Raw genomic sequence first — 21,123 nt, 5'->3', positions numbered from 1 at the left:
ATCTGGAACTTTTCAGAAGTCAAGGTCGATCTGAAGATGAGCCGTTGTGCTCTCCGAAGAGTTGTGCGTACGATGTATGCATCTATTTGATGTACGAAGTACCCAAGGAGTTGTAGTCATGACACAGGGCGTAGCCACAGCCGGGCGGAGGGAATGGCTCGGCCTCGCGGTGCTGGTCCTGCCCGTCCTGCTCATCTCCGTGACCGTGACGGTGCTGTACTTCGCGCTCCCCTTCCTGAGCGCGGACCTCGCGCCGACCGGTTCCCAGCTGCTGTGGATCGTCGACATCTACGCCTTCCTGCTGGCCGGTCTGCTGATTCCGATGGGCACCCTGGGTGACAGGATCGGCCGCAGGAAACTGCTGCTGATCGGTGCCACCGCGTTCTGTGTCACGTCGGCCGTCGCCGCCTACGCCCCCAGCGCCGAGCTGCTCGTCGTGGCCCGCGCCCTGCAGGGCGCGGCGGCGGCGAGCCTGATGCCGCCGACCCTCGCGCTGATCCGCAACATGTTCCATGACCCCGGACAGCGCCGGATGGCCATCGCCGTGTGGGCCGCGGGCTTCGCCGGAGGCAGCGTGCTGGGACCGATCGTCGGAGGCTGGCTGCTGGAGCGTTTCTGGTGGGGATCGGTGTTCCTGATCAATGTGCCGGTCATGGTCCTGCTCCTGCTGCTGGGACCGATCGTGCTGCCGGAGTACCGCGACCCCCGCCCCGGAAGGTTCGACCTGCTCAGCGCCCTGCTGTCGCTGGCGGCCCTGCTGCCGACGGTCTACGGGATCAAGCAGTTCGCCGCCGACGGCTTCGAACTCCAGGCCCTGACCGGCGTGATCGTCGGGCTGGCGTTCGGTGTCGTGTTCCTGCGCAGGCAGCGGTTGCTGCCCGACCCGATGCTCGACCTGAGACTGTTCTCCAGCCGGCCCTTCAGCATGTCGCTGATCACGAGCACACTCGCGATCTTCGCCCTGGTGGGGCTGTTCTACTTCATCGCCCAGTATCTGCAGATGGTGCTCGGATTGCGGCCGTTCACCGCGGGGTTGCTCACCCTGCCCGCGGCCGGTGCGGCCCTCGCCGGTTCCGTACTGGCCGCCGTGATCGCGAAGTGGGCGCGTCCGGGATTCATCATGGGCGGCGGCATGGCGCTCGCCGCCGGGGGCTTCGTCGTGATGAGCCTGATCGACGTGGACTCCGAGCGGTGGTTTCTCGTCAGCGGTCTGCTCCTGCTGGGATCCGGCATCGGAGCCGTGCAGGCGGTGGCATCCGACATGATCGTCGCTGCCGCCCCGCCGGAACGCGCCGGCTCGGCGTCCGCGGTCATGGAGGCCGCCACCGAACTCGGGGGCGCACTCGGTATCGCGATCCTGGGCAGCGTCGGCCTGTCCGTCTACGGCGAGAGGTTCGCCGCCTCGGCGCCCGTCCTGCCCCCCGAAGACGCCGAGGCGGCGCGCGAGACCCTCGGCGGTGCGCTCGGGGTGGCCGCGAGGATGCCGGAGCAGACCGGGGCGGCCCTGCTCGACGCCGCCCGTTCGGCCTTCACCGGCGGCATGCAGGTGGCCGCCGTCCTCGGAGCCGTCATCATGGCGTTGACGGCGGTTCTCGCCACGATCCTTCTCCGATCGGTACGAGTGGACACCTCGCAGGTGGACGGTCGTACCGAGTGACCCTCGCCGCCCGTGCCCCCGGAAGCCCCGGCCGGACGGGCACGGGCGGCGAGCCGGTCATTCACATCTGCGAGAACTGCGCCGGCAGATCCCTGCGGCCTTTCACGTTGAGCTTGCGGTAGATGCGGGTCAGATGCTGCTCCACGGTGCTGACGGTTATGTAGATCTTTCTGGAGATCTCGCGGTTGGTGTAGCCGAGCGCGGCGAGCGAGGCGACGCGCTGCTCGGCGTCGCTGAGCACGTTCATGCTCTCCAGACCGTCGCCGCCGTCGTAGCCGTCGCTGTTGTGCCGTACGGCCTGCCGCAGCGGCTCGGCCCGGCACTCGCCGGCCACGCTGTCGGCACGGTAACCGATCATCCGTGCCTTGTTGGGCTCGCCGAGCTCGTTGAGGGTGTGGGTGAGGTCGACCAGCGCGTAGGCCATCTCCAGGCGGTCGCCCGCGCTCTGGAGCGTGTCGATCGCCTCCCGGAGCATGGACGGACGCTGCCTGAGGTCGCTGGTGGCGGCGAGGAGACGCTGTGAGATCCCCCGTGTCCTGAGCGAGTCGCCGCCGGACAGCTCGTAGGGCTGCTCCAGCAGGGTCCGTGCCTGTTCCCGCTGTTCCAGCTGGAGCAGGGCGGCCGCGGCGCCGTGACGCCACGGCACCAGCGCCGGGGTGTCCAGATTCCAGGCACGCATCAACCGCCCGCAGGTGGAGAAGTCGTTGAGCGCGGCGTGCGAGTGGTTCGTCGCCAGATAGTAGTGGGCACGGGCCTGCAGATAGTGGAGCCCGAAGTGGGTCTGGAAGATCGCGTTGGGCACCGGCCATCTGAGATGGCGCTCGGCGACGTCGTACTTACCCATCTCGGTGGTGGCGCGGATCAGTACGGCGAGTGGCAACGCGACGAGGACGCCCAGGCTCCGGGGCGGCAGGATGTCCAGTGCGGCACGCGCGTACTCCTCGGCGGTCAACAGGTCCCCCTGGCGGATGGCGATGCTCGCCCGCAGGGAGGCGAGCAGCGCCCGCCAGGTGGGGGAGCGGCGCCGCACGGCCTCCGAGTACAGGAGGTCGCACCAGAGCGCGGCCTTGTCGGGGCGGTCGGAGTAGACCAGGGCGAGGAGCGCCGCCCCCACGGTCTCCAGGTTCACGTCGTCCAGCGAGGTGGAGTGCAGCACGCGTTCGGCGGTCCTGAGCGTGTTCTCGTCCGGGCCGTCCCGCAGGACGCCCGCGAGCAGAGCCGCCGCCCGCGAGTGCGGACCGCTCTCGACCGTCGTCCACGTCGTCCACGCCGGCCTCGTCACGGAGTCGGCGCTCGCGACGACGCGGGCACGGGCGAGGACCGGGGGGTGGATGCACGACAGCCGGTGGCGGAGGACGTCGAGCCAGGCCGCCTCCTCGTCGGCGCAGGGTTCGCCTGCCAGCTCGGTCAGCCGTTCGAGCACCTCCACGGCCTCGTCGTGCTGCCCGTGCCAGAGCAGGAACCCCAGCAGGGTGTCCAGCTCGTCGAAGCCCAGCCTGTTCTCGCGGGCGTCCGCGACGAGCCGGTCGACGTACCGGTTGGCGGCGGCGGGGTTGAGGCGCCACTCCGCCCGGGCGAGCATCGCCGTGGTCGTCGTGCGCTGCCGGTCGTCGTCGCACAGTTGCAGGGCGAGCTTCAGGCACTGGACCGCGAACTCGTGCCGGTCGTTCGTGAGCGCCTGCTCGGCGGCCTCGCGGAGCTCGGCCAGTGCCCAGGACTCCCGGAAGCGGGGCGAGCCGATGAGATGTTCGGCGACCACGGTGGCCGCGGCCCCCTCCGCGTGGAGAAGCCGCGCGGCGAGCCGATGCATTTCCTGGCGCCGATGCGGGTCGAGGTCGTCGAGCACGGCGGACCTGGCCGCGGGGTGCCGAAAACGTAGCGAGTCAACAATGCCGATGACACCGAGACGGTTCAGCGCCTGGTTCACCATTGTCGTCGTGATGCCGAGTAACTCCGAGAGAAGAGTCGGCAGGGCGAGGTCCCCAAGTATCGCGAGCCCGTGGGCGACCAGCAACATGGTGGGATCGCTGCGGTGCAGGAGAGCCCGGACCGATCGGGAGAATGCGTCGGAGACGATGAGGTTATCCGGTTCGCCGGCACTCCTGTAGTCTTCCATTAATGCCTTGACCAGCAGCGGGTTGCCTCCACTCACATTGTGGGCCGCTGGGCCGAACTTGACCGCCGCAGTGTTGCCGACAAAAGCGGACAGTGTCTTGATGACGCCTCGCAGGGAAAGCGGTGCCAGTGTTATGCGCTCGTAGTGAGGATGGCGCATAAGGTTTATCTCGAGATGCGGATCCATTCCCTGAAGGCCCTCTGTGGCCGTCAGTAGAATGAGCACGTTGGCACTCTTCTGCCGATGGACGAAGTTGAGCAGAAGCTGCCAGGAAAGGGAGTCCGCGTATTCGATGTCGTCCACGGTGATGAGCACGGTATTCGACTTGGAGAGTTCGAGGACAATGGTCCACAGGCCCTGGGTGATACGGAGCCAATCGGACTCCTCGGGGCGCTCACCGGACGACTTCGCCCCGAGCACGGCGTCCTCGATGAGCTGTGCCGCTCGGAAGGCGTGGTCGATGGGGAGTGCCGCGTTGTGGAAGATCTGGCTCACCACGCCGAGGGGCACCTTCTGGTCCGCCCCTGAGCAGGTGGCGCTCAGCCAGGTGACCTTCGACTCGGCGGCACTGCGACCGAAGGCGTACACCAGCTCGGTCTTGCCGGTCGCGGTAGGGCTCGTGATCGTCGCCACCCGGCCACGGCCGCGCGCACAATCCGAAAGCAGGTTTGTGAGAAAAGTGGTTTCGTTGTCCCGCTCGATAAGTATCATAGGGCTCCCCGTCCACCCTAGATGAAAGCAGATGATGGAACGATAACACCCGGCTGGTAAGAGAAGGAAACCTATATTTGCCGGTAGGTGACGTCAACCTTTCCTCTTTTCCGACGGAACTGCCGACGGCGGTAGGATGCCATTTCAGAATTTCATCACGGCGCTGTCCATGATTTCGTCATTCTCTCGCACCTAATTTCATCACGGCATCCAGAATGCTTAACCGGGCGGTAACCCCGTATCCGCCCCAGCGGGATCATCTATGGCTCTCGGCGAAAATGCAAACCCCCTATTAACCCTTATCGATGGGGTTGATTTAGGGGGGCGCGAAGGGCTGCTTCCCTGGATCGTCGCAGGCGACCTTGGATATCCTTCCGCATGCCGACGGCCAGATGTTGCCGTAATGTGATTGGCGTATGACGGTGGGTGACGAATGCTTACGGGAGTGCAGGGCGAGATGGATTATATTCCTTCCGAGGTATTGATGTGAAAGAGGTCGGTGATTTTGGATCTATCGGAGACCTGATTCCGGTTGTCGGAAAGGACGCCGGTGACCGGTGGTCCTGGACGGCGGGATCGAGACGCGCCGGCCGGAACGCGATGGTCGAGACGGGGTGGGAGTCATGAGCGCGGTCAAGGACGGCGACGACATGTGGATCCGGCGCCTCCTTTTCGGGCAGGCGGGGGAGCGGGCCGAGCGGGCACCGGCCACGCTGGTCTGCTTCCCGCACGCCGGGGGCTCCGCGAGCTTCTACCTTCCGGTCGCGCGCCTCGCCCCGCCCACGGTCGAGGTGCTCGCGGTGCAGTATCCGGGCAGGCAGGATCGGCGCGCCGAGAGGTGTGTCGAGGACATCGACGAGCTGGCCGACCGGATCGTCGCGGCACTACCGGCCCGGGCCGTCACGCGCCCCCTGGCGCTCTTCGGGCACAGCATGGGGGCTCTCGTCGCCTTCGAGGTGGCCCGCAGGCTGGAGAGGCGCGGTACGGCGCCGCTGGAACTGTTCGTCTCGGGGCGGCGCGCCCCGTCGATCCACCGGGACGACCGGGCGCACCTGCGGCCGGACGACGGGCTCCTGGCCGAACTGCGCGCACTGGGCGGGACCGCCACGACGGTGCTCGGCGACGACGACTTCATGCAGGCGATGCTGCCCGTGGTGAGGAGCGACTACCGGGCCGTCGAGACCTACCGCCACCGGCCGGGGCCAGGGCTGTCGTGCCCGGTCACCGCCCTGTCCGGCATCGACGACCCGAAGGCCCGCCCGGACGACGTGCGGGCGTGGCGCGACCATACGCGGTCGCGGTTCGAGGCGCGGTTCTTTCCCGGCGGCCATTTCTACCTCACCGACCACGTCGAGGAGATCGTCGCCCTCGTCGCCGGCCGCGTCTCGTCGGCCCTGCTCGCCGCGGACTCGCGCCGCTGAGGTCCTGCCCGGGGGCGTCACGCGCCCTCTCCGTGTTGAAATGACGTCTTTCGCTTTTCGTGTATCGCCCGCTCTGTGTTGAAATGGCCGCCCGCCGCGCGGAAACGACCGTGCCCTCGCGTCGAAACGCTTCGCCGCGCCCCCGTCCCGCGACCCTGTTTCGTGCCCTCGTCCCGCGCGCCCACCCGTGCTCGCGCACGGACACGCGCGGGCGTGGACGGGCGTGGACGGGCATGGGCGGGCATGGACGGGCATGGACGGGCGACGTGCCCCGGCCACACGCCCCGACCATGTGCCCCGGCCACACGCCTCGTCCCCGCGCACAGACGCGAGAACGGCGCCGGACCGTGTCCAGGCGCCGTTCCAGGGAGCGGAGGGATATCAGGAGTAGACGTGGAATCCCCGGCCGGTCTTCTTGCCGAGGAGGCCGCCCTCGACCATGCGCAGCAGAATCGGCGGAGGCGCGTACTGCGGCTCCCTGAACTCCCCGTACAGCGCGCCGGCGATCGAGGCCACCGTGTCCAGCCCGATCAGGTCGGCGAGCCTCAGCGGACCCATCGGGTGCGAGCAGCCCAGCACCATCCCCTTGTCGATCACGTCGGCGGTGGCGAACCCCGTCTCCACCATCCGGATGGCCGACAGCAGGTACGGGATGATCAGGGCGTTGACCACGAAGCCCGCCCGGTCGGAGGAGCGGATCGCCTGCTTGCCGAGCGTTCCGGTGACGAACGCCTCCGCCCGTGCCAGGGGCTCGTCCTCGGTGAGCAGCGACCCGATCAGCTCCACCAGCGGCATGACGGGCACGGGATTGAAGAAGTGCACGCCGACCACCTGGCCGGGCCGCTCGGTGGCCCTCGCCATCCTGATGATCGGGATGGACGACGTGTTCGACGCCAGGATCGCGTCCGGATCCTCCACGATCTTGTCCAGGGCGCGGAACAGGTCGAGCTTGGTCGGCTCGTGCTCGGGGACGGCCTCGAAGACGATCTGCCGGTCGCCCAGATCGTAGAGGTCGCAGGTGAAGGAGACCCGTTCCAGCGCCTCGCTTCGCTCCGTCTCGGTGATCGTCGCCTTGCGCAGCCCGCCGTCGAGGGATCTCAGCAGCCGCTGCCGTCCCCGGTTCATCGAGGCGCCGCTGGAGGCCACGACCCGCACGTCCAGCCCCGCGCGGGCGCACACGTCGGCGATACCCGAGCCCATCAGCCCGCATCCGACGATACCGACCCTGTGGATGTCGCTCATCTCGTCTCCAGACGTGTGGTCGCCGACCAGCGAATCAGGCTCGTGCCCATCGACATGCCGCCGCCGAAACCGGCGAGCAGCACCAGGTCGCCGTCGCCGAGCATGCCCGCTCTGTTGGCCTCGTCGAGCGCCACCGGCACCGAGGCGCTTCCCATGTTCCCGTAGCACTCCACGGTGCGCGGGGTGTGCGCGCCGGTGAGCCCGCAGCGCTCCACCAGCTCGCCGAGCAGCGCCCCGTTGGCCTGGTGCGGCACGAAGGCGTCGACCTGGTCGAGGCCGTACCCGGCACCGACCACCAGCCTTTCCACCGCGGGCGGGACGTTCTCCATCACGAAGTCCCGCACCCCGCGGCCGTCCATCCTGAAGTAGTGCTCACCGGCCGCGACGGTCTCGTGCGAGGCCGGGAACCTGCTGCCCCCGGCCTTGACGCCGATGAGCCCGCTCGCCTCGCCCCGGCTGGACAGGTCACAGGCGATCATCCCGTACGGCTCGGGCACCATGCCGACCAGGGCGGCGCCGGCGCCGTCCCCGAAGAGCACCGAGGTGCGGCGATCGGTGAAGTCGAGACAACGCGAGTAGAGGTCCGCGCCCACCACGAGGGCGTAGGTGTCGGGCTGGAGCGAGAGCAGGGCCTTCGCCAGGGCGAGGCCGTACACGAACCCGCTGCACACGACGTTGATGTCGAAGCAGGCGGCGCCGTAGGCGCCGAGCGCGTTCTGCACGAGGTAGGAGGTGGGCGGTTGCGGGTGGTCACCCGTCGAGGTGGCGACGATGACGTAACCGATCCGGTCGACGTCGACGCCGGCCTGTTCGATCGCGCTCATCGCGGCCCGCGCCGCGAGGTCCGAGGTCGCCTCGTCCCGCGCGGCGTACCGCCGGAAGGAGATCCGGGTCTTGCGCAGTATCCATTCCGGGGTGACACCGGCTCGTTCCGCGATCTGCGCGTTGCCGACCTCCTCCTTCGGAAGGTACGAGCCGGTCGCCAGGATTCCGGCGGTTCGCCTGGTCACGGTCGCCTACACCTTTCCGGCGAGGAGGGGCGTGTCGCGCGAGGCCGACGGGTCTCGCAGCGGGTTCAGCCTCTCCTCGCCGAGCCTGGCCCGCAGTTCGGGATCGGTCACGCCGAGGCCGGGCTCGGGGGCCATGCACAGCACGCCCACCTTGCCCAGGTGGGTGTTGGTCTGCACCAGCCGGGCGGCCTCGGCGACCTCCGCGAGCGGGTACAACGACGACAGGGTCGGCACCAGCTTGCCGAGTTCGAACAGCCGCAGACACTCCCACAGCTCCTGCATGTTGGCCGCGTGGCTGCCGATGATGCGCTTGAGGTTCATCCAGAGATAGCGGTTGTCGAACCGGTGCTGGTAGCCCGTACTGGAGCCGCAGGTGACGACCGTGCCGCCGCGGCGGGCCACGAACACCGAGATCCCGAACGTGGCCCGGCCGATGTAGTCGAAGACGATGTGCGGGTCCCCGCCCGCCCGCTCCCGGATGATCTTTCCGAGGCGTTTGCCCAGCTCGATCGTCCGCTCCGGGCTGCCGGGGGCGTCGCCGCCCATTCCGATCTCGCCGCGGTTGATGACGATGTCGCAGCCGAGCCGTTCCAGGGCCGCGGCCTTCGACGCGGAGCCGACCACCCCGACCGGGATGCCGCCGCCGTTCTTCACCATCTGCACGGCGTACCCGCCGAGCCCGCCGGTCGCGCCCCAGATGAGGACGATGTCGCCCTGCTTCATGTCCGCCCCCTGGCGGCTGACCAGCATGCGGTAGGCCGTGCCGGCGCACAGCGTGATGCTGGCGGCCTCCTCCCAGGTGAGATGGGCGGGTTTGGGGATCAACTGGCTGGCGCGCACCACCGTGTAGTGGGCGAGCGCCCCGAAGTTCGTCTCGTAGCCCCAGGCGCGCTGCTCGGCGCCGAGCATGCCGTCGCCGTGCGTCGCCGGCTCCTGGTCGTCGACCTGGATCGGGCTCACCACGACGCGGTCGCCCACCCGCCAGCGGCGCACTCCGACGCCGGCCCGTACGATCACCCCGGCGCAGTCGGACCCCACGACGTGATAAGGAAGGTCGTGCCTGGTCGCGAACCCGCCGGTGGCGCCGAACCGCTTCAGGAAATTGAACGTCGGCAGCGGCTCGAAGATCGACGACCAGACCGTGTTGTAGTTGATGGAACTCGCCATCACCGCGATCAGGACCTCGTCGGGGGCGAGCTCGGGCATCGGCACCCGCCCGACGCGCATCGACTTGCGCACGTCCTTGTCCTCGATGCCGGTGAACATGTCGACGTCCTCGATCCGCAGGTGGGCGGCGAGGTAGTCCTCCGGCACCGGGGTCCGCGCCAGCTGGTCGGGGGACGCCCCGCCGAGCACGGCCTCGGCCATCGGATCCGCGGTGAGGGCCGCCGGAGTCGTCCGGCGTGGGAAGGGCAGGTCGGGGGAAACGGCGTTCATCGGAATCCACCGGCTCCTTTCGGTGTGGTGGGTCTGCCTGCGGCGACGGCCCTCTGCGGGCGGGCCCGCCTTCGGCCATGAAGTGGTCTTGCCGCGACGGTCACGGGACTCGAGGGAGAGATCGGGGGAGAGGTTCAGAGCGGGATGTTCCCGTGCCGGCCACGCCGGGCCGGGGCGGCGGCGAGGGCCTCGGCGATCCTGCGCCGGGTGTCCACCGGGTTGATCACCTCGTCGACGACACCGAGGGAGAGGGCGCGGTTCACCCCGCCCGCGGTACGGACGTGCTCGTCGACGAGCCGCAGCCGCAGCGCCTCGCGTTCGTCGTCAGGGGCGGCGGCGAGCCGCTTGCGGTGCAGCACGCCGACCGCGGCCTCCGCGCTCATCACCGCGACCTTCGCGTCAGGCCAGGCGAACACCGCGGTGGCGCCCAGGGACCGGGAGTTCATCGCGATGTACGCCCCGCCGTAGGACTGGCGGGTGACGAGGGTGACCCGTGGGACGACCGCCTCGGCGAAGGCGTGCAGGAGCTTGGCCCCGCGCCGGATCACTCCACCCCACTCCTGCCCGACACCCGGCAGGTAGCCCGGCACGTCCACGACGACCACCAGCGGCACCCCGAACGCGTCGCACATGCGAACGAACCTGGCCGCCTTCTCCGCGCTCAGCGAGTCGAGGCAGCCGCCCTTGCGCAGCGGGTTGTTGGCGACCACGCCGACCGACCCCCCGGCGAGCCGGCCCAGGCCGACGACCACGTTCGCCGCCCAGCGGGGCTGCATCTCCACGAAGGGGGCGCCGGGGTCGAGGATCTCGCGCAGCAGGGGGCGCACGTCGTAGGCCCGGCGAGGGTTGTCCGGCAGCAGTGCCCGAGGGTCCGTTCCCTCGCGCGCCGCGGCGACGTCGAAGACGGACCGGCGGGTGAGGAGATCGACGGTCCGGCGCGCCTGTTCGTAGGCCTCGGCCTCCGAGGCGACCACCACGTGCGCCACACCGGACTTGCCGCCGTGCGCGACGGTCCCGCCGAGGGACTCCATGTCGATCCGCTCACCGGTGACGGCGCGCACCACGTCGGGTCCGGTCACGAACATCCGGCCGGCCTCCGACATGATCACCACATCGGTGAGCGCGGGCCCGTACGCGGCGGCGCCCGCCGCCGGGCCGAGGACCACCGACACCTGGGGCACCCGGCCGGAGGCTCTGGTCATCGCGGCGAACATCCGGCCCACGCCGTCCATCGACTCGACGCCGTCGGCCAGCCTGGCGCCACCGGAGTGCCACAGGCCGATCACCGGTGCCCCCTCCAGCAGGGCCGTGTCGATGGCGTTCACGACCCTGGCGCTGCCCGCGGCGCCCATCGCGCCGCCCATGTCGGTGGCGTCGGTGCAGTAGGCGATCACATCGAGGCCCGAGACGCGGCCCCGCACGGCGGACACACCGCTGGCGTCCGCCTCGTGCAGCGGGACCAGGGAGCCCGGGTCGAGCAGCCGTGCCAGGCGGACGGCCGGTGCGCGCTGGTCGAGCTCGGGCTCTCGGTGGGCGAGCTCGGGTCCCCGCTGGTCGAGTTCCGGTCCCCGCTGAGTGCTCGGATAGCCGACGGTCAGTGCCATAATCCATTCCCAAGAAAAGTCGACACGGTGAAGGGCGTTTTTCCTTGCACGTGGGGCACCCCCATCGAAATCAGGTACGGGCGCGATCGGCGGCCGGCGGCCAGGAGGGTTTCGCAGTCACCGCCACAGGGGTTCGCAGTTTTTACCCGTCATGTGGGGGAAACGCTATATGTCGTCCAGGTGAGCACCAACCCTTATCGCACCCCTAACGGATTGTCCATCCGAATGGCCGCGCCGCGCCGGTCGCGCGGCGCCGGATCCTCCCGCGGTGCCGGTCGGGGCCGGCCGGGGCCGGTCGGGGAGACCGAGCCCTCCGCCGGTGCACGTCAGCGGCCCCGGGCGGAGATGCCGGCACCTGTTCGCAGATCAGGAGCGTGCGGAGCCTCCGCCGCTGGCCGGCCCGTCGCGGACGCCGTGAGCTGAACGGTCCCGCGTGCCTCGTTAAGGGGCAGGTAGGGGTTGTCCCGCGCGGTGCCGCTGACAACCATGAACGGTGTCAACGAGAAACGGCGCCGGACGTGTGATCCAGTTCGCCGAGCCTCTGTGAAACACGTCCATCCCCTTCCGAAGGCAGGCGGCGGAAAGGCGGGGCACGAGAGGGGCCGGTGCGGAACACGTTTCCGGGAATGCCGATTCGCGATGAATTCGCATTCGACCGGGCGTGATTCGACGATGCGCGTTCCGATGGTGCGAGGAAAATCTCCGGTGACATCCGGAGAGACCGAGTGCGGTTTTTCTGCGTGTGGTCAGAGGCTTCGCGGGCCCGCGCGTGTTCCCCGGCACATGGCAGGCTCCCAGAAAGGTTCCGGACATGGAGATCCACCAGCTTGAGGTGGACGGCTCGTTCCTGATCAACCCTCAGATCTTCACGGACGACCGAGGACTGTTCCTGGAGGTCTTCAACCAGCCCGCGTTCCACAAGGCCATCGGTCATCCGCTCTCGGTCGCCCAGGTCAACTGCTCGCTGTCCCGGCGCGGGACGATCCGCGGGTTGCACGCGACGGCCCTTCCCGGCCAGGCCCGCTACGTGACCTGCGCCCAGGGGGCCATCGTCGACATTCTCGTCGACATCCGGGTCGGCTCGCCCACGTACGGCAAGCACGTCGCGGTCACGCTGAGCGCCGAGAACCGCCACGCCCTCTACCTGGCGGAGGGCCTGGCGCACGGATTCGCCCCGCTGACCGAGCACGCCACGGTCGTCTACCTGTGCTCCAGCACCTGGTCACCCGAAGGCCAGATCCAGATCGACCCGCTGGACGAGGAACTGGCCCTGCCCTGGCCGCGGGGGCAGCGGCTGCTGCTGTCGGAGAAGGACCGGGTGGCCCCCTCGCTGCGGGAGGCCGCCGAGCAGGGCATGTTGCCGACGTACGCCGACTGCAAGGCGAGGTACGCGGAACTCGACGGCCTCGGCGCCCACGGCGAATACGCCTTCACCGGATGAAACACCGCGAAGTCTGGAGCCAGCGATGATCCCACTGTTCAGCGTGTCGATGTCCGCCGACGCCCCGGCCGCGGTCGCCCAGGTCCTGGGCAGCGGCAGGATCGGCCAGGGGGCCAAGGTCGAGGAGTTCGAGAGCGCCCTGGGCGCGGCCATCGGCAACCCCAGGGTGGCCACCCTCAACAGCGCCACGGCCGGCCTGCACCTGGCACTGCGCCTGGTCGCCGGCGACGGCCGGCCCGGTGGCGACCCCGAGGGCGAGGTGCTGTCCACGCCGCTGACCATGGAGGCCACCAACTGGGCGATCCTGGCCAACGGGCTGCGCATCCGCTGGGTCGACATCGATCCGGCCACCCTCAACGTCGACCTGGACGACCTGGCCCGCAAGATCTCGCCCAGGACGCGCGCCATCATGGTCGTGCACTTCGCCGGCTACCCGGTCGACCTCGACAGGCTGGGGGAGATCCTCGACGAGGCCGAGGCCAGGTTCGGGTTCCGGCCGGCGGTGATCGAGGACTCCGCGCACGCCTGGGGTGCCACCTACCGGGGCAGGCCGCTCGGCAACCACGGCAACATCTCCGTCTTCAGCTTCCAGGCCATCAAACACCTCACCTCGGGCGACGGCGGCGCGATCGTGCTGCCCACCGACGAGGCGCACGAGCGCGCCCGGCTGCTGCGCTGGTTCGGCATCGACCGCACCGCCGACCGGCTCCGCAACCCGCCCGACGTCCTGGAGTGGGGCTTCAAGTTCCACATGAACGACATCAACGCCTCGATCGGCCTGGCCAATCTCGCGGGCGTCGACCGGGTCCTGGCCAGGCACAGGGAGAACGCCGCCTTCTACGACCGTGAGCTCGCCGGGATCCCCGGGCTGGAGCTGACCGAACGGGCGGGCGACCGGGAGTCCTCCTTCTGGATCTACCCGATGAAGGTCGAGGACCGGGAGTCGTTCATGAAGCGCATGGACGATGCCGGGATCATGGTCAGCAACGTGCACGAGCGCAACGACCTGCACACCTGCGTACGCGAGTACTCGGCGCTGCTGCCCAACCTCGAACGCGTCGCCCCGCGCGTCGTGTGCGTCCCCGTCGGCTCGTGGGTCACCGACGAGCAGCGCGGCCACGTCGTCGACACGATCAGGAAGGGGTGGTGACGCCCCCGTCACCCGGGCGGCCGGGTGCCCCTCCGCCCGCGGAGCCGGATGCGCGAGGGCACCGGGCTCCCGGAGACCGCCGGGAGCGGGGAGGCGCCCGTCGCGCCCCGGCCCTGAGTCCGTTCCCGGCACGCCGATCCGGTGAGGGAGGTTCACATGTCCACAGCCCCCAGCGCCAAGGGAACCGTGCCGTTCGGTGAGCACCGGACCTGGTACCGGGTGACCGGCACTCCCAACTCGGGGCGGCCGACCGTGGTCGCCCTGCACGGCGGCCCCGGCAGCACCCACGACTACCTGGTCGGCATGGCGGTGCTCGCCGAGTCGGGATGGCCCGTCGTCCACTACGACCAGCTGGGCAACGGCGGCTCCACCCACCTGCCCGACGCGAGCACGGACTTCTGGACGCCGCGGCTCTTCCTCGACGAGCTGGACAACCTGCTGCGACGACTGGGCGTGGACGGCGACTACGTGCTGTTCGGCCAGTCGTGGGGCGGCCTGCTCGCGGCGAAGCACGCCTCCGCCCGGCCTGCGGGCCTGCGCGGTCTGGTGGTCGCCAACGCCCCCGCCTCGTATCCGCTGTGGCTGAGCGAGATGCGGGTCCTGCGCGACAGGCTGCCGCCCGGCGTCGACGACACGCTGCGTAAGCACGAGGCCGCGGGCACGACGGACTCCAAGGAGTACTTCGACGCCATGATGGTCTTCTACAACAGGCACGTCTGCACGCTCCGGCCATGGCCGCGCGAGTTCGTCGCCACGTTCATGGAGATCTACAACGATCCCACCGTCTACTACGCGATGAACGGGCCCAGCGAGTTCCACGTGATCGGCTCGCTGCGCGACTGGGGGGTCGTCGACTGCCTGCCCGACATCGAGGTGCCCACGCTGGTGATCTCCGGGCGGCACGACGAGGCCACTCCCGCCACGGTCCGGCCGTACGCCGAGCTCGTCCCCGGCGCGCGCTGGGAGATCTTCGAGGACTCCAGCCACACTCCGCACCTGGAGGAGCCGGAGCGTTTCATCGCGGTCATGATCGAGTTTCTCAAGAGTTTGGAATAGCCATATGGAGACCGGCGCCAATGCCGTCACGGCGATCGTCTTTCCCGGCATGGGCCCCACCAGGTTCGCCGACGTCGCCGGGTTCATGCTCGACAACCCCTCGGCGCGGCGGCTGGTCGCCCTCGCCGACGACGCGCTCGGCTACTCGCTGGTCGACCGCTTCCGCGACTCGGGAGACGACTACACGGAGGCGGCCCAGGTCGCGTTCATGGTGAACTGCCTCGCCCTGGCCGACTGGGCGGAGCGGGAACTCGGCGTCGAGCCCGAGGTGTGCGCGGGCCCCAGCTTCGGAGGCAAGGCGGCCGCGGCCTACTCGGGCGCGCTTTCCTTCGAGGACGCCGTGCGCATGACCGCGGGGCTGGCCCGCGTCACCGAGGACTACTTCGGCCGCGAGCACACCGACGTCGTCACCCACTCCTTCGTCCGCGTCCCCGAGCCCGCGCTGAAGGAGGTGCTGGCGGAGCTGGACGCGGGGAACGAGTGGTACGACCTCTCCTGCCGTGTCGACCACGACTTCCACATGCTGTCCCTGCGTGAGCGGCGGGTCGAGTGGCTGCAGGGGCGGGTGCGCTCCCTCGGAGGTCTCTCCCTCTACACCATGCGGCCCCCGATGCACTCGGCCGCGTTCGAGCCGCTGCGGCGCAGGGCCGCGGAGGAGGTCCTCGACGGCCTGCGTTTCGCCGATCCGCGCCTGCCGGTCGTCGACGACCACGACGGGACCGTGCTGAGGACGGGGGAGGCGGTGCGGACGATGCTGCTGGACGGCTTCGTCCGGGCGCTGTGCTGGCCGGAGGTGGTGGCCACCCTCCGGGAACTCGGCGTGACCAGGGTCTGCGTCGCCGGGCAGGACAGCCTGTTCGGGCGGGTGCCGGTCACGACGAGGAACTTCACGGTGGTCCCGGTGAATCCCCGGGTGGCGACGATGTCGCAGCCGGTACGGCGCTCAGGTGCGTGAGAGGGCCCGCGGATCCGCCGGGAGGTGTCCCGCGGGCACCCTCACCGGTCAGGCGACGGGCCTGAACATCCCGGACAGCGCCTTCCAGAGGGTCCCCGGCGTCTCGAAGGTCTCCATGGTCAGCGCCTCGTCCCTGAACCTCACCCCGTACTCCTCCTCCAGGGTGGCCAGCAACTCGACGATGCCGAGGGAGTCCAGCCCGAAGTCGGCCAGGCCGGTGTCCTCCCGGATCCTCTCGTCGGCGGGCAGAAAGGGGAGCTGCCTGCGCAGGGTTTCCTCGAAACGATCGTCCCACATGGCAATCGATTTCCCTTCTCAAGGAGAGTCGCGATGAGCGGGCGTACGAAAAGGAGGGGAGCGGGGCCGTGGTTCGCGGAATTCGCCGTCGAAGCCGGTGCCCGTATCGGGAGACGCTGTGGAATCAGCCCTTCCGGTTTTGAATCTAGCGCGCGTGCGCTTCGATGTCCACCGGGCCGGCCGGAATCAATTGAATTATCTCCGCACTTTCCGTAAAGCGTATCCGAATAGCTACAGATACTCGTCGAGATCTTAGGATGGAAATGAACGGAGAAAGCTCGCACGCCCTCTACGCGCGTTTCCTGCGCGGCCTGGAGGCGTCTCCGGGACGGGCGGCCTTCCGTGTCGACGGTGCCGTCGCCACCTACGCAGAGGTCCACCGTTCGGCGCTGCTGTGGGCCGGCGCGCTGTCACTCCTGGCCCCCTCCCGGCCCGGGGCCGTCGGGGTGCTCGCCGCCAAGGGGGCCACCTCCTACACCGGCGTCCTCGCCGGACTGTTCGCCGGGGCGACCGTCGTGCCGCTGCAGCCGGACTTCCCCGCGGCCCGCACCCGGCAGATGATCGAGGCCGCGGGGGTCTCCACGCTGATCGTCGACGGTCGTGGCAGGGCGCGAGCCGCCGAGCTGCGCGAGGCGGGGCTGGACGTCGCGGTCCTCGAACCGGCGATCACCTCCTTCGACCCGGAGTGCGCGCTCGCGCGCCCGCGTCCGGTCGCCCCCTCCGACGTCGCGTACGTGCTGTTCACCTCCGGATCCACCGGGCGCCCCAAGGGGGTGCCGATCACCCACGGCAACACCGCCCACTACTTCGCCCTCCTCGACGCGCGCTACGACTTCACCCCGGACGACGTCTTCTCGCAGACCTTCGACCTGACCTTCGACTGCGCGATGTTCGACCTGTTCTGCGCCTGGGGCGCCGGGGCCACGGCGGTCGCCGTACCGCCGCACGCCTACCGCGACCTGCCGGCCTTCCTGCGGCAGCAGGGCGTCACGGTGTGGTTCTCCACGCCGAGCGCCATCTCCATGGTCCGCAGGACGGGTCGTCTGGAGCCGGGCGCGCTGCCCGGCCTGCGCTGGAGCTTCTTCGCCGGCGAGGCGCTGAAGTGCGCCGACGCCGCCGACTGGCAACGGGCGGCGGACGCCTGCGCGCTGGAGAACCTCTACGGGCCGACCGAGCTCACCATCACCATCGCCGGTCATCGCTGGGACCAGGAGACCTCCCCGGCTCTGGGCGTGAACGGCATGTCGCCGATCGGGACCGTCAACGACGGGCACGACCACGTGCTCCTGGACGACGAGGGCCGGCCCGCCGAGGTCGAGGGCGAACTGTGGATCACCGGGCCGCAGACCACCCCCGGCTACCTCGACCCCGCCGACGACGACGGCCGGTTCGTCGAGCGCGACGGGCGCACCTGGTACAACACCGGTGACCGGATCCGCCGGGCGGCCAACGGCGAGCTGGTCTACCTGGGCAGGGCCGACGCGCAGGTGCAGGTGCAGGGCTGGCGGGTGGAGCTCGCCGAGATCGACCACGCCATGTGCGGCTGCGAGGGGGTCGACGACGCGGTGACCGTGAGCAGCACCATCAACGGCGTCACCGAGCTCGTCGTGTTCTACACCGGGACGCCCTCGCGCCCGGCCGACCTCGCCGCCGGGCTCCGCCGGGTCCTGCCGCCGGGCATCGTCCCCCGCCACTACCGGCACATGGACGAGCTGCCGCTGAACCCCAATCGCAAGGTCGACCGTGCGGGCCTGCGCGACCGGGCCACCACCGTGCTCGCCGGTGCCGGCCGGCCTGTGTGACGGTCGCCGGAAACGGCGCGACCCATGGATACGGAATTTCACCCGCCAGGTCCTGTGGCGCCGCACCCAATGGCGCCCGGGACGGCGAATGTGTTCTCCTGAAAGCCGCCCCAGAAAAGGTGCCGAGCATGCCTGGATGATCTCGGAATCCTTTAGGGGGGGCGTAGGGGTGTGGGGCCCGGGGAGTATCGGGGTAACGTTTCCATGTATTTGTTCGGCTCCCACTTATTTAGTAAGTGGTATGAGAGCCGGAGTGAATTCTTTTTTCATTCAGGAACGGGAGAGTCGCGTTGGAAGGCTTGGTACCCGGGACACCGCCACTGCGGTCGGATCTCCTGCACCACCTGCTGGACGACGCCGCGGCCGCGGGCCCGGCCGAACCCGCGGTCCGCGACTCGCGGGGCGCGTGGAGCTATCAGCGGGTCGTCGAACTCAGCCACGCCTTCGACGGCTGGCTGGCGGACCGGGGGGTGATCCCCGGCGACCGGGTGATCGTCCAACTCCCCAACCGGCGTGAGGTGGCCCCCATCGTCTACGGCGTCTCCAGGCGCGGCGCCGTCCTCGTGCCGCTGAACCCCGGCATGAAGCCCTTCCACCTGGGATCGGTCCTGAAGGACTCCGAACCCGCGCTGGTCATCGGGACCGGGAACTCCGCGGAGACCGTGCGGGAGACCGCCGCCGAGGTGCCCGTACACGACATCGACGAGATCTGGGCCGAGGTCGAGGAACGGGCCGGCCGTCCCGCCGAGCACGAGCCCGTCAAGATCTTCCCGGAGGACGTGGCGATCCTCATCTACACCTCGGGCAGCACCGCCGCACCCAAGGCCGTGGTGTGCCCGCACGCCCGGGTCACCTACGCCGCCTCCGCCATCAACGCGGTGCTCGGCTACCGGCGAGGCGACGTGGTCTTCTGCCGCCCGCCGATGTCCTTCGACTACGGCCTGTACCAGATCTTCCTGTCCGCCCTCGGCCACGCGGAGCTGGTGCTGGCCGGTGACGAGCCGGACCTGGTGCTGCTCCGGCAGATCCGCGAGTGCGGAGCCACGATCGTCCCGGTCGTCCCCTCCCTGGGCGCGATGATCGCGACGCTGGCCAGGCGCGCCCCCGGCTCCGCGCCCACCGTGCGGATGTTCACCAACACCGGGGCGGCGCTGCCGGCCGCGACCATCGACAGCCTGCACGAGTCGTTCCCCGGCGCGCGGGTGGTCCGGATGTACGGCATCACCGAGTGCAAGCGCGTCACCATCATGGAACCGGAGCTCGACGCCGAGCGCCCCGGCGCGTCCGGCAGGCCACTGCCGGGCACCCGGGTGCTCATCCTGGACGGCGAGGGCCGCCCGATGCCCCCGGGGGAGGTCGGGGAGATCGTCGTGGCCGGGCCGAACGTGATGGCCGGCTACTGGCGCGACCCCGTCCTGACCGCGCGTGCCTACCGCCCCGACCCCGACACCGGCGAGGTGCGCCTGCACACCGGCGACTACGGACGGCTCGACGAGGACGGCTACCTCTACTTCCAGGGGCGGCGTGACGACATGTTCAAACGCAAGGGCACCCGGATGAGCACGGTGGAGATCGAGGCCGCCGCGATGGACATCCCCGGCGTCACGGCGGCGGTCGCGCTGCCCCCCGACGAGCAGCGCGACCTCGTCGTGTTCGTGGAGGGCGACCTGCCCTCCCACGTGGTGCTGCGCGAGCTGGCCAGGCGGCTGGAACCGCCGAAGGTGCCCGCCGCCTGCCACGTGCTCGACAGGTTCCCCCTCACCCTCAACGGCAAGAACGAGCGCAAGCGGCTGGCGTCGCTGCTGGAGGAGAGCGCGCGATGACGCGGAACGCGGACCTTGTCGCCAGGTACGGCTCCCCGCTGTACGTCTACGACCTCGACCGTGTCACGGCCGCCCGTGACTCCCTGCTGTCCTCGCTTCCCGAGGGCTTCGAACTCTTCTTCTCCTTCAAGGCCAACCCGCACCCGCAGATCGCGCGGGCGCTGCGCGGGACCGGTGAGCGCGGCTGCCTGGCCGAGATCAGCTCGACCGGCGAGCTCACCGCCGCGCTGGAGGCCGGTTTCACCGGCTCCGAGATGCTCTACACCGGGCCGGGCAAGACCCACGAGGAGCTGCGGGTCGCGATCGGCGCCGGGGTCACCTCGTTCTCCGTGGAGTCGCCGAGCGACCTGCGGCATGTCGGAGAGGTCGCGACCGGGTACGGCGTGGTCGCCGACTGCCTGCTGCGCGTCAACAGCGCCACCTCCAGCGCCGCCACCAGCATCAGGATGACCGGCACGCCGTCGCAGTTCGGCATCGACAGCGAGACGCTGCCGGAGCTGATGCCCGAGCTGCGCGCGGTGCCCGGCACCCGGCTGTTCGGGGCCCACCTGTTCTCACTGAGCAACGCCAAGGACGAGGAGAGCCTCGTCGGCGAGTTCCGCCACACCATCTCCGTCGCCGCGCGACTCCGGCGGGAGGTGGGCCTGCCCGTCCACCTCCTGGACATCGGCGGGGGATTCGCCGCCCCCTACCTCTCGCCGGGAGAGCGGCCCGCCTACCCCAACCTCCGCGCGGAGCTGGAGGACGTCCTCGACGAGGAGTTCCCCGACTGGCGACGCGGCGTCCCCCGGATCGCCTGCGAGTCCGGCCGTCACCTGGTCGGCGACTGCGGGGAGCTGCTGTGCACCGTGGTCAACGTCAAGGAGAGCCGGGGCCGCAAGTTCGTCATCCTCGACGCGGGCATCAACACCCTCGGCGGCATGTCAGGACTGGGCCGGCTGTTGCCGGTGTCGGTGCGGCTGGAGGAGACCGACCCCGCCGAGCGGGAGGTCGCGACCCTGGCGGGGCCGCTGTGCACGCCGGGCGACGTGCTCGGCAAGAACGTGCCGCTACCGGTGCTCGAGGTCGGCGACGTGGTGAGCATCCCCAACGCCGGCGCGTACGGGATGACCGCGAGCCTGCTGATGTTCCTCGGGCGCCCCGCGCCCACCGAGGTCGTCGTACGCGGCGGCGAGGTCGTGTCCGCCTCGCGCGTCGAGTTCACCAGGAAATACGACTGAGATCCCACCGGCCCCGACCTCGGTGGGCCGAGCCTCTGCCGAGCCCCTGCTGAGCCCCCGCCGGGCCCTGACCTCGGCGGCCCGAGTCCCGGCAGGGCGGAGCGGCGGGGCCGTCCGGCGCGGACCCGCGGTGGTCTCCGCCGACTTCGAAGATCTATACGGCTTTTCACACGACGTGGAG

Annotated in this window: 15 protein-coding genes; 9 read left to right on the top strand and 6 right to left on the bottom strand. The window is 69.8% G+C overall.

The window, feature by feature from the left end; all coding sequences use genetic code 11:
• Window positions 1-118 precede the first annotated feature (118 nt).
• Window positions 119-1,657, top strand: a complete 1,539-nt coding sequence (locus AB0B90_RS37740) for an MFS transporter (RefSeq protein WP_350950189.1) — start codon at window positions 119-121, stop codon at window positions 1,655-1,657.
• Between the two features lie 61 nt (window positions 1,658-1,718).
• Here AB0B90_RS37740 and AB0B90_RS37735 read toward each other — a convergent pair whose 3' ends face one another.
• On the bottom strand, window positions 1,719-4,484 hold the full coding sequence (locus AB0B90_RS37735) for an AAA family ATPase (protein WP_350950188.1): 2,766 nt from the start codon (window positions 4,482-4,484) through the stop codon (window positions 1,719-1,721).
• A gap of 623 nt (window positions 4,485-5,107) precedes the next feature.
• Here AB0B90_RS37735 and AB0B90_RS37730 point away from each other — a divergent pair.
• Window positions 5,108-5,905 carry an alpha/beta fold hydrolase gene (locus AB0B90_RS37730; protein ID WP_362926673.1) on the top strand — a complete coding sequence of 266 codons (798 nt, stop codon included), beginning with the start codon at window positions 5,108-5,110 and terminating at the stop codon, window positions 5,903-5,905.
• A gap of 381 nt (window positions 5,906-6,286) precedes the next feature.
• On the opposite strand, the gene AB0B90_RS37725 is transcribed toward AB0B90_RS37730, so the two are convergent.
• The 4 genes from AB0B90_RS37725 to AB0B90_RS37710 all read right to left on the bottom strand — a co-directional run bounded on the left by AB0B90_RS37725 (window position 6,287) and on the right by AB0B90_RS37710 (window position 11,198).
• Window positions 6,287-7,147 (bottom strand): 3-hydroxybutyryl-CoA dehydrogenase, encoded by an 861-nt coding sequence (locus tag AB0B90_RS37725; protein WP_350950186.1) that lies wholly within the window; start codon window positions 7,145-7,147, stop codon window positions 6,287-6,289.
• Window positions 7,144-8,157: a ketoacyl-ACP synthase III gene (locus tag AB0B90_RS37720; RefSeq protein ID WP_350950185.1), complete on the bottom strand. Its 1,014-nt coding sequence runs from the start codon at window positions 8,155-8,157 to the stop codon at window positions 7,144-7,146. Before AB0B90_RS37720 ends, AB0B90_RS37725 begins: the two co-directional genes overlap by 4 nt.
• A gap of 6 nt (window positions 8,158-8,163) precedes the next feature.
• On the bottom strand, window positions 8,164-9,525 hold the full coding sequence (ccrA, locus tag AB0B90_RS37715; protein WP_350950198.1) for a crotonyl-CoA carboxylase/reductase: 1,362 nt from the start codon (window positions 9,523-9,525) through the stop codon (window positions 8,164-8,166).
• Window positions 9,526-9,728: 203 nt separating this feature from the next.
• The gene (locus tag AB0B90_RS37710; RefSeq protein WP_362926671.1) at window positions 9,729-11,198 is read right to left on the bottom strand and encodes a carboxyl transferase domain-containing protein; all 1,470 of its coding nucleotides are present in this window, start codon (window positions 11,196-11,198) and stop codon (window positions 9,729-9,731) included.
• Window positions 11,199-12,009: 811 nt separating this feature from the next.
• On the opposite strand from AB0B90_RS37710, the gene rfbC reads away from it, so the two are divergent.
• The 4 genes from rfbC to AB0B90_RS37690 all read left to right on the top strand — a co-directional run bounded on the left by rfbC (window position 12,010) and on the right by AB0B90_RS37690 (window position 15,800).
• Window positions 12,010-12,639 carry a dTDP-4-dehydrorhamnose 3,5-epimerase gene (rfbC, locus tag AB0B90_RS37705; protein ID WP_350950183.1) on the top strand — a complete coding sequence of 210 codons (630 nt, stop codon included), beginning with the start codon at window positions 12,010-12,012 and terminating at the stop codon, window positions 12,637-12,639.
• Window positions 12,640-12,664: 25 nt separating this feature from the next.
• Entirely contained in the window at window positions 12,665-13,789 is a 1,125-nt protein-coding gene (locus AB0B90_RS37700; RefSeq protein WP_350950182.1) for a DegT/DnrJ/EryC1/StrS family aminotransferase, read from the top strand.
• A gap of 156 nt (window positions 13,790-13,945) precedes the next feature.
• A complete protein-coding gene (locus AB0B90_RS37695) occupies window positions 13,946-14,845 on the top strand; it encodes a proline iminopeptidase-family hydrolase (protein ID WP_350950181.1) in 900 nt (299 codons plus the stop codon).
• Between the two features lie 4 nt (window positions 14,846-14,849).
• Entirely contained in the window at window positions 14,850-15,800 is a 951-nt protein-coding gene (locus tag AB0B90_RS37690; protein WP_362926668.1) for an ACP S-malonyltransferase, read from the top strand.
• Between the two features lie 48 nt (window positions 15,801-15,848).
• Here AB0B90_RS37690 and AB0B90_RS37685 read toward each other — a convergent pair whose 3' ends face one another.
• Window positions 15,849-16,097 (bottom strand): acyl carrier protein, encoded by a 249-nt coding sequence (locus AB0B90_RS37685; RefSeq protein WP_350950179.1) that lies wholly within the window; start codon window positions 16,095-16,097, stop codon window positions 15,849-15,851.
• Window positions 16,098-16,360: 263 nt separating this feature from the next.
• On the opposite strand from AB0B90_RS37685, the gene AB0B90_RS37680 reads away from it, so the two are divergent.
• The 3 genes from AB0B90_RS37680 to AB0B90_RS37670 all read left to right on the top strand — a co-directional run bounded on the left by AB0B90_RS37680 (window position 16,361) and on the right by AB0B90_RS37670 (window position 20,942).
• Entirely contained in the window at window positions 16,361-17,899 is a 1,539-nt protein-coding gene (locus tag AB0B90_RS37680; protein WP_362926666.1) for an AMP-binding protein, read from the top strand.
• Window positions 17,900-18,189: 290 nt separating this feature from the next.
• Window positions 18,190-19,722, top strand: coding sequence for an AMP-binding protein (locus AB0B90_RS37675; protein WP_362926664.1), 1,533 nt, complete (start codon window positions 18,190-18,192; stop codon window positions 19,720-19,722).
• Window positions 19,719-20,942 (top strand): type III PLP-dependent enzyme, encoded by a 1,224-nt coding sequence (locus tag AB0B90_RS37670; RefSeq protein WP_362926662.1) that lies wholly within the window; start codon window positions 19,719-19,721, stop codon window positions 20,940-20,942. The genes AB0B90_RS37675 and AB0B90_RS37670 overlap by 4 nt, the downstream gene beginning before the upstream one ends.
• Window positions 20,943-21,123 lie beyond the last annotated feature (181 nt).

This window comes from Streptosporangium sp. NPDC049078 (assembly GCF_040648855.1).
GTDB lineage: Bacteria > Actinomycetota > Actinomycetes > Streptosporangiales > Streptosporangiaceae > Streptosporangium.
Note: the sequence above shows the minus strand (reverse complement) of the source record. Positions and strands in the feature narration are given on the sequence as shown.

Excerpts from the sequence above, each read along its gene's own strand:
- AB0B90_RS37740 (WP_350950189.1), top strand. The coding sequence starts at position 119 with ATGACACAGGGCGTAGCCACAGCCGGGCGGAGGGAATGGCTCGGCCTC.
- AB0B90_RS37735 (WP_350950188.1), bottom strand. The coding sequence starts at position 4,484 with ATGATACTTATCGAGCGGGACAACGAAACCACTTTTCTCACAAACCTG.
- AB0B90_RS37730 (WP_362926673.1), top strand. The coding sequence starts at position 5,108 with ATGAGCGCGGTCAAGGACGGCGACGACATGTGGATCCGGCGCCTCCTT.
- AB0B90_RS37725 (WP_350950186.1), bottom strand. The coding sequence starts at position 7,147 with ATGAGCGACATCCACAGGGTCGGTATCGTCGGATGCGGGCTGATGGGC.
- ccrA (WP_350950198.1), bottom strand. The coding sequence starts at position 9,525 with ATGGCCGAGGCCGTGCTCGGCGGGGCGTCCCCCGACCAGCTGGCGCGG.
- AB0B90_RS37710 (WP_362926671.1), bottom strand. The coding sequence starts at position 11,198 with ATGGCACTGACCGTCGGCTATCCGAGCACTCAGCGGGGACCGGAACTC.
- rfbC (WP_350950183.1), top strand. The coding sequence starts at position 12,010 with ATGGAGATCCACCAGCTTGAGGTGGACGGCTCGTTCCTGATCAACCCT.
- AB0B90_RS37700 (WP_350950182.1), top strand. The coding sequence starts at position 12,665 with ATGATCCCACTGTTCAGCGTGTCGATGTCCGCCGACGCCCCGGCCGCG.
- AB0B90_RS37695 (WP_350950181.1), top strand. The coding sequence starts at position 13,946 with ATGTCCACAGCCCCCAGCGCCAAGGGAACCGTGCCGTTCGGTGAGCAC.
- AB0B90_RS37690 (WP_362926668.1), top strand. The coding sequence starts at position 14,850 with ATGGAGACCGGCGCCAATGCCGTCACGGCGATCGTCTTTCCCGGCATG.
- AB0B90_RS37685 (WP_350950179.1), bottom strand. The coding sequence starts at position 16,097 with ATGTGGGACGATCGTTTCGAGGAAACCCTGCGCAGGCAGCTCCCCTTT.
- AB0B90_RS37680 (WP_362926666.1), top strand. The coding sequence starts at position 16,361 with ATGAACGGAGAAAGCTCGCACGCCCTCTACGCGCGTTTCCTGCGCGGC.
- AB0B90_RS37670 (WP_362926662.1), top strand. The coding sequence starts at position 19,719 with ATGACGCGGAACGCGGACCTTGTCGCCAGGTACGGCTCCCCGCTGTAC.